This is a genomic window from Bacteroides propionicifaciens DSM 19291 = JCM 14649 (assembly GCF_000375405.1).
Classification (GTDB): domain Bacteria; phylum Bacteroidota; class Bacteroidia; order Bacteroidales; family Bacteroidaceae; genus Bacteroides_E; species Bacteroides_E propionicifaciens.
In genome coordinates this window covers 1-13,299 of record NZ_AQWS01000015.1, presented here as the reverse complement: position 1 = coordinate 13,299, position 13,299 = coordinate 1, and the positions used below count along the sequence as shown (strand labels likewise).

Below are 13,299 nucleotides of genomic sequence, written 5' to 3'. Positions count from 1 at the left end.
TAACAAATTGATATTTTATGGCAAGATATAAAAGAGTGCTTCTAAAGCTAAGTGGAGAAAGCTTAATGGGGCAAAAACAATACGGCATAGACGAGGCTCGATTAGCCGAGTATGCTGCACAAATCAAAGAAATCCACCAAATGGGTGTTCAAGTTGGTATCGTTATTGGTGGTGGTAACATTTTTAGAGGCCTTTCGGGTTCTCAAAAAGGATTTGACCGTGTCAAGGGCGACCAAATGGGAATGCTCGCAACCGTGATCAACAGTTTGGCTTTAAGTTCGGCTCTTGAGTCGGTTCAGGTTAAGACCAAAGTACTCACTGCGATTCGTATGGAACCAATTGGTGAATTTTACACCAAATGGAAAGCTATTGAAGCATTAGAGAATCAAGAGGTCGCTATTTTTTCGGCAGGCACAGGTAACCCATTTTTCACTACTGATACGGGCGCTTCTCTTCGAGGAATTGAGATTGAAGCAGACATTATGCTCAAAGGCACACGAGTAGACGGTATCTATACTGCAGACCCTGAAAAAGACCCTACTGCAACCAAGTTTACAGAAATCACGTACGACGAAGTATTTAGCAGAGGTCTTAAGGTTATGGATTTGACCGCTACGGCTATGTGCAAAGAGAATAATTTACCAATACTTGTTTTCGATATGGATACCGTGGGTAACCTTAAAAAAGTAATTCAAGGCGAAAATATCGGTACAACAGTTCACAATTAACATTAGATTCAAAAACCAATATATATTAAATATGATTGACGTCAATACTTGTATCAACGATGCAAAAGAAAGCATGGAAATGTCTCTAGAATATCTAGAAGAATCATTATCACATATCCGTGCAGGTAAAGCCAATCCAAAGCTATTGGACGGTATTCGTGTAGATTCTTATGGTAGCTCAATGCCTATCAGCAATGTAGCAGCAGTAACTACCCCAGACGCGCGTAGCATTATCATCAAACCATGGGATAAAAGTATGTTCCCCATCATCGAAAAAGCAATTATCAACTCTGACTTGGGTATCATGCCTGAGAACAACGGTGAGGTAATTCGTATTGGTATCCCTCCTCTTACTGAAGAAAGACGTATTCAGCTCACCAAACAATGTAGAGGTGAAGCAGAAACTGCTAAAATCAGTATCCGTAATGCACGTCGTGACGGTATCGATTGGTTGAAAAAAGCGGTAAAAGAGGGTCTTCCTGAAGACAATCAAAAAGCCACTGAAGACCAACTTCAAAAAATACACGATAAGTTTATCAAGAAAATTGAAGAGCGCTTAGAAGAGAAAGAAAAAGAAATTATGACTGTCTAACTCTATATAAGTGCACGGATTAGTTATAAAAAACACAGGTAGCTGGTATCACGTAAAAACGGATGATAACCAAGTTATACATTGCAAGCTTCGAGGGAATTTTAGGCTCAAAGATATCCAAAGTACAAATCCTATTGTAGTTGGAGACTATGTGCGTATTGATATAAACCCAGAAGGTACTGCCTTCATTACGGAGATAGAAGATCGCAAGAACTACATCGTTAGACGTTCTTCGAATCTTTCGAAACAATCGCATATATTAGCAGCCAATATAGACCATTGTCTACTGTTTGTTACGGTGAATTATCCCGAAACATCTACAGTGTTCATTGATCGTTTTTTGGCCTCTGCCGAAGCCTATCGCGTCCCAATCATTTTGCTATTCAATAAAATGGATGCTTATAACCAAGACGAACTAAGCTATGTAGACGGGTTAATTAACCTTTACAATACTATAGGTTACACCTGCATGAAATCGTCTATGATTACTGGTCAGGGTACTGAGGAGCTACTAAAGGTTTTGACTGGTAAGGTGACACTCTTATCTGGGCACTCTGGAGTAGGTAAAAGTTCATTTATCAACAAATTCATTCCCGACTCGGGCATGAAAGTTGGTGATATTTCATCGTACCACAACACAGGAATTCATACCACTACCTATTCGGAGATGTTAGAATTACCTCAAGGAGGTTATATCATCGACACTCCCGGAATTAAAGGTTTTGGCACATTTAATATGGATAAAGAAGAAATCTGTCACTTCTTCCCTGAGATCTTTAAGATCTCAAAGAAATGCCGATTTAGCAACTGTATCCACATGCACGAGCCTGGCTGTGCTGTACTCGAAGCCGTTAAGAATCATTACATCAGCGAATCAAGATATCACTCTTATTTAAGCATGATGGACGATGATTTTGAACAAAAATATCGTTCTTCTCTTTAGTCTAAGCCAAGACCTAAAGAAGATTTAATATAACCCAACTAAAAAGGGATTGCCTGTTAATAACAAGCAATCCCTTTTCTATTTTAATAACTATCTTGAGCAAGACTCAAGATAGTTTAAATCATTATTTATTCAAATCACAACCTTTGCAGCGAGGTTTTAACTGTTTGAAGAAGTCGTTACCCTTATCATCAACTAAGATAAATGCAGGGAAGTCTACTACTTCAATTTTATAAATAGCCTCCATACCCAATTCTGGATATTCAACACACTCGATACTCTTGATGTTGTTTTGTGCTAGAATAGCAGCAGGACCACCAATACTACCAAGATAGAAACCTCCAAACTCAGCACAAGCATCAGTAACTTGTTTGTCGCGATTACCTTTGGCTAGCATTACCAAGCTTCCTCCGTGACTTTGGAAAAGTTTCACATAAGGATCCATACGACCAGCAGTTGTAGGGCCTAGCGAACCACAAGGCATTCCTTGAGGAGTCTTTGCAGGACCTGCATAATAGATAGGATGATTCTTGATATATTCTGGCAAGCCTTCACCTTTGTCTAGACGTTCTTTAAGTTTAGCATGAGCAATATCTCTACCTACTATAATAGTTCCGTTAAGAGATAAACGAGTAGCAACAGGATACTTTGATAATTCTTTTAAGATCTCTGGCATCGGAAGATTCAAATCAATACGAACAGACTCACCTTCACCAGCTTCGCGGAGTTCTTTAGGGATCAAACGTCCTGGGTTATCATCTAGTTTCTCAATCCAAATACCATCCTTGTTAATCTTAGCTTTTATATTTCTATCAGCCGAACAAGAAACACCCATACCCACTGGGCAAGATGCACCGTGACGAGGCATACGGATGATACGAATATCGTGTGCAAGATACTTACCACCAAACTGAGCACCTAAGCCAATGTTTTGAGCCTCTTCGAGCACTTTGTTTTCCAACTCAATATCACGGAATGCTTGACCACCCTCGTTGCCATGGGTAGGCAAGTTGTCGTAATATTTAGCCGAAGCGAGTTTGACAGTTTTAAGATTGGTTTCAGCAGAAGTACCACCAATCACAAAAGCAATATGATAAGGAGGACAAGCTGCAGTTCCCAAAGTTTTGATTTTCTCAACAAGAAAAGGAACTAGTTTCTCTGGAGTTAGTAGAGCTTTAGTTTCCTGATATAAGTAAGTTTTATTGGCAGAACCACCTCCCTTAGCAACACATAAGAAATTATACTCACCCCCGTCAACTGATAGTAAATCAATTTGAGCAGGAAGATTACAACCTGTGTTCTTCTCATTATACATATCTAAAGGCACGTTTTGAGAATAGCGTAAGTTTTCTTCGGTATAGGTCTTATAAACCCCTTTCGATAGAGCTTCCTCATCACCACCACCAGTCCAAACGTTTTGACCTTTTTTACCAAGTATAATAGCAGTACCCGTATCTTGACAAACAGGTAATTGACCTTTAGCTGCAATTTCTGCATTACGCAAGAAGGTTAAAGCAACATACTTGTCGTTCTCGCTAGCCTCGGGATCAGACAAAATCTTAGCCACTTGCTCGTTATGAGCAGGACGAAGCATAAAAGCCACATCTTTGAAGGCATGGTTGGCCAAAGTAGTAAGTGCTTCAGGCTCTACTTTAAGGATTTCCTGTCCTTCGAACTGAGCCGTAGAAACGTAATCTTTAGTAAGTAAATAATATTCTGTTGTATCTTTACCCATTGGAAATGGGGCTTGATACTTAAATGGAGGTGTTGCCATAATTATTTATTTTAAATGTGTTATTTGAATATTAGCTACCTACAAAGTTAACTTTTTTCGATTCAAAACCATAGATTAGGGAAATTAATCTTTATTCAACCTCATCTTCCTCAGATTCGTCTGATTCTACTATGTTATCCCAGTCAACATCGTCGTAAATAGGGTATAAGAAATCATTATAAGGAAAACGTTGAACGTGAAGTTCACGGATTCTATCGTAGATTTCTTTACGGAACTCTTCGAGGTTGGTTTTCTCTAGTGCAGAGATAAAGATGCAGTCTTGCGCCTTAGCCATCCAGGTGTTCATTAATTCTTCTAAAGTACGGTTTTCAACTGTTGCAGGAGTCAAGTCATCTTCATCTTTCTTAATGAATGAGTAAGCATCAATCTTGTTAAATACCAAGAATACGGGTTTGTCAGAGCAATCAATATCAGCCAAAGTCTGTTCTACCACACGAATATGATCTTCAAAGCTAGGGTGAGAGATATCAACCACATGAATTAATAAATCGGCTTCACGAACCTCGTCAAGGGTAGATTTAAACGAATCGACCAAGTCGGTTGGGAGTTTACGAATAAACCCTACGGTATCCGACAAAAGGAAAGGAAGGTTACCCACTACTACTTTTCGTACTGTAGTGTCAAGCGTAGCAAAGAGCTTGTTCTCAGCAAACACCTCACTCTTAGCAAGCATATTCATGATCGTTGACTTACCCACATTGGTATATCCTACCAAAGCTACACGAATCATACGACCCCTGTTTTGACGTTGAGTAGCTTTTTGTCTATCAATCTTCTCCAATTGTTTTTTAAGGAAAGAGATACGATCACCAATAATACGTTTGTCAATCTCAAGCTGAGTCTCACCAGGTCCACGAAGACCTACTGAACCACCAGTCCCTGTTCCCGAACCACCACCTTGGCGTTCCAAGTGAGTCCAAAGTCGAGTCAATCGAGGCAACATATATTGGTACTGTGCCAACTCTACTTGAGTCTTAGCACTAGCAGTCTGTGCACGCATGGCAAAGATGTCGAGGATTAAAGAAGTTCTATCAAGAATCTTTACTTCGAGTACCTTCTCAATATTTCTTATTTGTTTGGCCGAAAGTTCATCATCGAAGATGACCATCCCAACCTCATGTTCTTCAACAAAATCACGGATCTCTTGGAGCTTACCAGTACCCACATAAGTTGTAGGGTTTTGTTTATCTAAGCGCTGAGTAAATTGGCCTACAATAACAGCACCAGCTGTTTCGGTCAAAAACTCAAGCTCAGCTAGATATTCATTTGTTTTGGTTTCATCTTGCTCTTGAGTAATCAACCCCACCAATACGGCCGTTTCTTGTTGTACTTCGGATATTATAAAATCTTTCATTCTGTACTTTTAAATTTCTACTAACAAATATAACAAATAACTGCAAGGCTTGATCATTTTAAAGCCATTTAAAATGCATTAGTATGCGCTGAATAACAATTATAACGAATATTAAAGTATCAATTAAATAAACGAAAGTAGGCTAGATTAGCTTTTAATAGCAACCTAGCCTACTTACATTTATTACGATATAATTTTTAGTTATCAGAACAAATTAATATCCTGGGTTCTGTTGTGCACGGATTGGTGCATTAACGTTTGTCTCACTTAGTGGTATAGGAAGAAGAGTTCTAAAGTAAGTTCTATTAAAACTACGAGATACATCATCTAAAGATGGATGGAAACCTCTATCCTCTTCATTGGTGTAACGAGTAATAGTTTCATCATTACGCATTGCATCAAAGAAACGACTACCCTCACCAATAAGCTCTTTACGTCTTTCTAAGATAACGCGTTCTAAAGTTGCTTCAGCAGCAGTTATATCTGCAGCCTTAGGGTTTGCACGCTTATGAATTACATTTAAGTAATCAGCAGCTTTCTGAGAATTACCCAGCTTAGCAGCTGCCTCAGCAGCAAACAAGTAAATTTCAGATAAACGCATTGCGGGTAAGCTGTTTAAACGCCACTCTCCAGTTTCATCAGCCGGGTATTTATTGACAAAAACTGTAGCATCACCATATAGTTTTATAGAACCAGACTGAACACTCTTTACCAAAACTTTATTGCGAATATCGTCTGGAGTTTTAGCTAGCATATCGATAAAGGATTTAGTCGCAATAGCTGCAGCATAGCCATAAGGGCTCATTATATTTGCGATACCCTCTTTGTCTGTCCAGCTATCGGTACTAAAATTCACAATCTCGAAAAGCATCTCTTTACGTCCTTTATCAGTAGTTTGCCAACCATCAACATATTCTTCGTTAGTCCACAACTCATAAGGAGAGTCATTGATTACTTCTTCTGAATACTGAAGTGCTTTATCATTATCACCCTTATAAAGATGAACCTTAGCCAAAAGCCCTTTAACAAACCAATAGTTAACATATCCATAATACTTATCCTTAGTCAATCCACCAATCTCTATAGATTTTTCAAGATCTTTAATCACTTGCTCATAAACTTCAGCTACAGTATTTCGAGTTTCTTGAGAAGCAACGGGTAATGTGTTTAAAACAATAGGAATACCGTATGAGGCACCGTTATTAACATTATAAGGAGCACCATAAATGCGGCATAAGTCAAAATGAACTAAAGCACGAATAGCTACAGCTTGAGATTTCATTGCATCTAACTGAGCAGGAGTAGCATCTCCTATTTTATTTGAATCAATAGCTTCGATTAATCTATTAACCCTAAGTATAACATTATAAGGAATGCTCCAGATGCTAGGTGCATCATTTGCTGTATATTTCATGGAATAGAAAGGAGCACCACGACTAGACAATAAAGAAGATTGCATGTCTTCACCTCTAACATCACCATAAAGCCACATGCTAGTACCATAATAGGTCGTTTTGCTCGAAGTTCCTTGTAGACCATTATAAATACCTGTTAGTGCTACATCAGCAGACTTATAATCTACGATAGCTTTTTCTGTTGGTATATTTGTACTAGATTCTAGATCTAGCCAGCTATTCCCACATGAAGAGAGCATAATTAAAGCTACTCCCCAAACGAATGATTTGTATATATTTCTCATTTAATTGCTACTTTTTTATTAGAAACCTACTTCAATACCAAATGTCACTGTTCTAAGTGCTGGAGTTTCAAACATAACCAGACCATTTGCAGGGACTTCTGGATCAACGTATAAATCTTTTGATTTAATAGTAAATAAATTACTTGCAGAAGCATAAACTCTCACCTTGCTAAGCCCTGCCTTACGAATGATATTCCTAGGTAAGCTATAACCCAAAGTAATATTTTTCAAACGTACATGGCTTGTTGACATCATCCAACGAGACGACTCCACCTGAACATTATTATAAGCGAATTGAGGAAGTTTAGCGTGATCACCTGGTTTTTGCCACATATCACCTATTTTATAATAAGAAGGTATATTACCATCGTAGTGATCAGTACCACCATTTGAATGCAACCATCTTGCTCTATCATATGCTTTACCTCCAAAAGAGTAAGTAAAGGTAAAGTTAAGATCGATATCTTTCCAACTTACAGAGTTTGTCAAACCACCTGACACTTTAGGTTCAGCACTACCAATTATTCCCTTTTTAGCTTCGGTAATGCTAGTGGTGGTATTTCTGCTATTTTCAGAACCGTCATTTATATAGTACGATTCTTTACCTGTTGCTGGATCAACACCTGCATATTCGTAGCCGTAGAATGAATAGTAAGGTTGACCAACTTTATTAATTGTCACACTACCAATGATTTCTTGCTGAAAACCGTCTAATTTAGTTAATGTATTCTTGTTATGGCCAAGATTTAAAGAAGTGCTCCAAAACCAATCATTCTTATCAATGTTTGTGGATTTAATTTCGAATTCAAAACCTCGATTTCTCATCGATCCCACATTCTTTAAGATTGAACCAATACCCGTAATTTGCGAGATTGGTTGATCTAATAATAAATCTTTTGTGTCGCGATTATACCAATCAAAACTTACGGTCAATCTATTCCAAAGAGACACATCGAAACCAATATTCGTTGCATAGTTCTTTTCCCAAGACAAGTCGGGATTGTAGAAACTAGTTTCAGAGGCACCAGGCTTACCATTATAGTTTGCACCATAACTATAAACACCCATATATCCATAATAATCTGAAGGCTGGGTTCCATTAACACCATACGATGCACGAATCTTAACATCAGTAAGAATATCGCGATAATCTTCCATAAAGGCTTCTTCAGTCATTCTCCATGACCCTGAAACAGACCAAAAATTACCCCAACGGCTATCTCTAGCTAAACGTGAGCTACCATCTCTACGGTAACTACCACTTAAATAATATTTATTATCATAGGTGTAATTCAAACGACCTAACATCGAGGTCATACGATATTGAGATTTTGAACTACTTGATCTTGATGTACCAGCATTAGCTATTTCAGGTAGATAACCAGGATAGTTACTACCGTTAGCATAAACATAGTCTAACTTATAATCTTCAGTCTCGAATCCTAGTAAAGCATCAATAGCATGTTTTTCAGCAATAACTTTATCGTAAGTCAACTGAGTTTGGCTACTCCATTTACTACGGTTCATCATGCAACGTTGATAAACTCCATGAGAGTCTTTACCATCCTGGGTACGAGGATCCCACCAGACTCTGTTATTTGCCTGGTTGAAATCAAAGTTAAACACTTCTTTTATGCGTAAATTATCCCAAATATTCCAAGAAACAGAAGCTGTACTCATAGATCGGAAAACAGAGTTTCTATCGTAGTTGTACTTCATTGTCTGAACAATATTAGCACCATTTAAAGCGGGGAAATCTGTACTAAAAGAGCCATCTTCGTTATATGGATAGTTTGAAGGGGATCCAGTCATAGTAGCAACCATTATCGGACTACCATAACTTGTTCCTTCAGCCACTTGGTTCTGATTAGAATAAGAAACCATTGAGTTAAAATCCAATTTTATACGATCAGCAGTATGGTTAATATTAGCAGATCCAGTCATACGTTCGAAACCAGAATTGCTTGTTATACCGTCTTGCTTAGTATAAGACATTGAAGAGTAAAACTTTGTTTTCTCACTACCTCCTTGAGCACTAAACTCATAGTTCTGGTGAGAGCCATTTTTGAATAATAAGTCTTTCCAATCAGTATATCCAGACCAAGGTCTCGCTGCATACTTATCAATATTCTTATCAGCATAAGCTAATGAGCTTTCTGGTGTAGCATTTTCACCATTAGCCATAAAATAATTTGAAAGCCCAAGATGCAATAACTCTCTTCTAGCTTCTCCGTTCAATACTGGCCGATAATTAATCGCCATATCGGAAAAACCAAAGCTCGACTTGAAATTAAAACTAGTCTTACCAGCAGTACCTTTTTTAGTTGTAATTACAATCACACCATTGGCTGCACGAGAACCGTATAAAGAAGCTGCAGCAGCATCTTTGATTACAGTCATAGACTCAATATCATTGCTATTAATAGTAGACAATAAACTTGTACCCCCTTGAGAATAACCGAAAGAGTCTTTATTTTACCATAAAGATATGCCATGTATCCATATTCTTATCCAAAGAGCTACAGAGAAGCACAAAAACTAACACTATGCTACTATTTAACAATCAATACACAGTGAAGAATAATTTTTGTAATTGTTAATAAAGCAAGTTAGACTACTGTGTAATAAACCTTTACATAGCTACAATTACACAAATAAAAAAGCAAAGCAGATTATCAGAATAAACTGAATAATCTGCTTTACTTAGCATTTAGTTATGAATTTTGATAGAAAGTTTTATTTAGCTACCATAACCAGGATTTTGTTGCCCTCTTAAATTTGGATTAACATTAACCTCATCTATAGGAATCGGAAATAGCGTTCTAAAATAAGTTCGATCAAACTTTTGAGACTCGGGAATCAAGGTATAATGTAGTTGCATATCATTTTGGTTGGTATAACGAACTATTGTTTCATTATTACGCATAGCATCAAAGAAGCGTTGTCCCTCACCTACTAGCTCCTTTCTTCTCTCTACACTAATACGATCTAGTGTTGCATCTGCCTGACTAACTGGAGAAGCTGCCGGATTTGCACGAAGATGGATTATATTCAAATACTCTGCAGCTTTATCGCTTTTTCCAAGCTTTGCAGCAGCCTCGGCAGCAATCAAGTAAACTTCAGATAAACGCATCATCGGCAAACTGTTTAAACGTACATCTCCATTAGCTGGGGGAAACTTATTAACAAAAATCGGAGTTTTACCGTATTGCTCAATAAGGTCTTCATTGATTTGAGGCGCTATCAAAATACCATTACGTACATCATTGGGGTCAGCACCTAACATATCTATAAAAGATTTTGTCGCAATAAGGTCTGCATAACCGTCTTCATACATTAAATAAGCTATCCCCTCACGGTCGGCCCAATCACTAGAATTTTTATTTATGATCTCAAAAAGCATTTCTTTCCTACCAGTATCGTTAGTATTCCAACCGTCAATATACTCTTCGGCTGTCCAAAGCACATAAGGAGAGTTTTTCAAAACATCTTCAGCCAATGCTAATGCCTGAGCATTATCTTCTTTATACAAATAAACCTTAGATAGTAATGCTTTCACATACCAAGAGTTTACATATCCATAGTTCTTTGTGGTTTTTAGACCTCCCAAGTCCAATGACTCTTTAAGATCTGAGATCACTTGTGCATAAACCTCTGCAATCGTACTTCTTTTTGGAAGAGCATTCACCCCAATCGGCTCTATGACAATAGGTACACCCAAAGATGCCCCATTGTCAACACTATAGGGTACACCGTATAATTTACAAAGATCAAAGTGAACCAAAGCTCTAATAGCTAGTGCCTCAGATTTCAAACTATTAAGTTGTTCTGCTGTAGCATCAGCCACCTTACCATTCTCAATAGCTTGAAGGATATTGTTTGATCTCCGAATAACATTATAAGGAATAGCCCAAATAACTGGAGCATTATCTTGTGTATACCTCATCTCATAGGTAGAAGATGAACGCATTCCTTGCGTTCTAGCCTGCATATCATCGCCACGAACATCTCCTGTATAAAACATACGAGCGGCATAATATGATACTCTACTAGAACTTCCTTGAATTCCGTCATAGAGACCATTCAACGCTACCGTAGCTGAATAATAATCAACAATAGCTTTATCTGAGGATGTCGAAGTACTAGGATCTAGATTCAACCAACTGTTTCCACAAGCAGACAAAGCTACCAGCATTATCCCAAGTGTTATAGATTTATATATTTTTCTCATTCTATTTCTTCCTTTAAAATTAAAAACTAATTTCCAAGCCAAAAGTCACGGTTCTCAATGCTGGAGTTTCAAAAGTTACCAAGCCATCAACTGGCACCTCTGGATCAACATAGAGATTTTTTGACTTAAATGTCAATAAATTATTAGCTGAAGCATATGCACGTAATTTATTAATTCCCCAGGTTTTAGTTATACGTTTAGGCAAGCTATATCCTAAAGTGATATTTTTTAAACGAACATGGTCAGTAGATTTCACCCAACGTGAAGAAGTAGTTGCACTATTACCAAAAGCAAACTGAGGTAATTTAGCATGATCACCAGGCTTTTGCCACATATCACCAATCTTATAGTAAGATGGAATGTTACCATTATAATGATAGGCTCCACCATTAGAATGCAACCAACTTGCAGTATCCATTAAGTTGCCACCAAACGAATATGTGAAGGTGAAGTTCAAGTCAATATCTCTCCAGCTAATAAAGTTCGTTAATCCACCTTGTACTTTAGGGTTGGCATTGCCCAGGATAACCTTCTTAGCATCCGCAGAATTAGTAGTAGTCTCACGTGAATTTGCACTACCGTTATTTATATAAAAAGACTCTTTACCAGTTTCAGGATCAACACCTGCATATTCATAACCATAGAAAGAATAATATGGCTCACCAACTCGGTGTATAAGTCTACCATTAATTATTTCAGACTGATCTCCATCAAGCTTAGTTAGTTTATTTTTATTATGACCAAGATTTAACGATGTAGTCCAATACCAGTCATCATTCGCTATATTAGTTGATTTAATTTCGAACTCAAATCCTCTGTTACGCATCGAACCAATATTTTTCAACATAGTAGTCATACCAGTGGTTTGAGAAATAGGTTGATCAAGGAGTAAGTCTTTTGTATCGCGATTATACCAATCGAATCCAATAGACAATCTTTCCCACAACGTAATATCAAGTCCTATGTTGGTAGCATAGTTTTTCTCCCACTTCAAGTCAGGATTGAAGAGTCCAGTTTCAGAAGATCCTGGTTGTCCATCATAGTTGGCACCGTAACTATAAACACCGATATAACCATAGTAGTCACTAGGTTGTGTACCATTAATTCCATAAGAAGCTCTTATCTTCGCATCAGTTATCACATCACGAACATTGTCCATGAAGTTTTCTTGTGTTAACCTCCACGACCCTGAAACCGACCAAAAGTCTCCCCAACGACTATCTGTTGATAATCTTGAGCTACCATCACGACGATAACTTACGCTAGCGTAATATTTATTATCATAATTATAGTTCAAACGACCTAGCATAGAAACCATTCTTGATTCTGATTTTGAGCTACTCGATTCTGTCTCGGCTGCATTACCAATTTCCTCCAAATAACCAGGATAATTACTGCCGCTAGCAAAGACATAGTCAAGCTTGTATGACTCAGTTTCAAAACCAGCCAACACATCAATCGCATGTTTCTCAGCTATAACCTTATTGTAGGTAAGCTGTGTTTGCGAAGTCCACTTGCTACGGTTCATCATATAGCGTTGATAAACTCCCTTAGAGGAACGTCCATTGTTTGATCTTGGATCCCACCACACACGATTATTAGCCTGATTAAAGTCATAGTTAAAAATCTCTTTAAGACGTAGATTATCCCAAATATTCCAAGTCGCTGAAGCGGTACTTAATGAACGAACTACAGAGTTTCTGTCGTAGTTGTATTTCATCGTCTGCACAATATTTGCATTATTCAAAGCAGGAAAATAGGTACTAAATGAACCGTCTTCGTTATAAGGATAAGAAGAGGGAGAAGCAGTCATAGTAGCCACCATAATAGGACTAGCANACGAAGTACCTTCCGACATCTGATTTTGATTTGCATTCGAGATCATCGTATTGAAATCTAGAATTACACGATTAGCTGTATGAGAAATATTGGCCATACCTGTCATTCGCTCAAAACC

Annotated in this window: 8 protein-coding genes and 1 pseudogene; 3 read left to right on the top strand and 6 right to left on the bottom strand. The window is 37.8% G+C overall.

From position 1 onward, the window contains the following. Nucleotides 1-17: 17 nt before the first annotated feature. The 3 genes from pyrH to rsgA are packed head-to-tail and all read left to right on the top strand — an operon-like array spanning nucleotide 18 to nucleotide 2,263. On the top strand, nucleotides 18-728 hold the full coding sequence (gene pyrH / locus B091_RS0105890) for a UMP kinase (protein WP_018109087.1): 711 nt from the start codon (nucleotides 18-20) through the stop codon (nucleotides 726-728). A gap of 31 nt (nucleotides 729-759) precedes the next feature. Further along, nucleotides 760-1,320: a ribosome recycling factor gene (gene frr, locus B091_RS0105885; protein ID WP_018109086.1), complete on the top strand. Its 561-nt coding sequence runs from the start codon at nucleotides 760-762 to the stop codon at nucleotides 1,318-1,320. Between the two features lie 10 nt (nucleotides 1,321-1,330). Next, the gene (gene rsgA / locus B091_RS0105880; protein ID WP_018109085.1) at nucleotides 1,331-2,263 is read left to right on the top strand and encodes a ribosome small subunit-dependent GTPase A; all 933 of its coding nucleotides are present in this window, start codon (nucleotides 1,331-1,333) and stop codon (nucleotides 2,261-2,263) included. A gap of 124 nt (nucleotides 2,264-2,387) precedes the next feature. Here rsgA and B091_RS0105875 read toward each other — a convergent pair whose 3' ends face one another. The 6 genes and pseudogenes from B091_RS0105875 to B091_RS0105850 form a co-directional block, all read right to left on the bottom strand. Further along, on the bottom strand, nucleotides 2,388-4,037 hold the full coding sequence (locus B091_RS0105875; protein ID WP_018109084.1) for a fumarate hydratase: 1,650 nt from the start codon (nucleotides 4,035-4,037) through the stop codon (nucleotides 2,388-2,390). A 91-nt stretch (nucleotides 4,038-4,128) separates the two neighbouring features. Further along, nucleotides 4,129-5,412 carry a GTPase HflX gene (hflX, locus tag B091_RS0105870; RefSeq protein WP_018109083.1) on the bottom strand — a complete coding sequence of 428 codons (1,284 nt, stop codon included), beginning with the start codon at nucleotides 5,410-5,412 and terminating at the stop codon, nucleotides 4,129-4,131. 214 nt (nucleotides 5,413-5,626) lie between these two features. Continuing rightward, complete coding sequence (locus tag B091_RS0105865) at nucleotides 5,627-7,111, bottom strand: RagB/SusD family nutrient uptake outer membrane protein (RefSeq protein ID WP_018109082.1); 1,485 nt, start codon at nucleotides 7,109-7,111, stop codon at nucleotides 5,627-5,629. 18 nt (nucleotides 7,112-7,129) lie between these two features. Further along, nucleotides 7,130-9,574: pseudogene (locus B091_RS11830) on the bottom strand (SusC/RagA family TonB-linked outer membrane protein); the annotation flags it as partial. Between the two features lie 277 nt (nucleotides 9,575-9,851). Continuing rightward, nucleotides 9,852-11,342: a RagB/SusD family nutrient uptake outer membrane protein gene (locus tag B091_RS0105855; RefSeq protein WP_025069370.1), complete on the bottom strand. Its 1,491-nt coding sequence runs from the start codon at nucleotides 11,340-11,342 to the stop codon at nucleotides 9,852-9,854. A 19-nt stretch (nucleotides 11,343-11,361) separates the two neighbouring features. Further along, nucleotides 11,362-13,299 (bottom strand): SusC/RagA family TonB-linked outer membrane protein (locus B091_RS0105850; protein ID WP_018109079.1); only part of this gene is annotated, 1,938 nt, incomplete at its 5' end.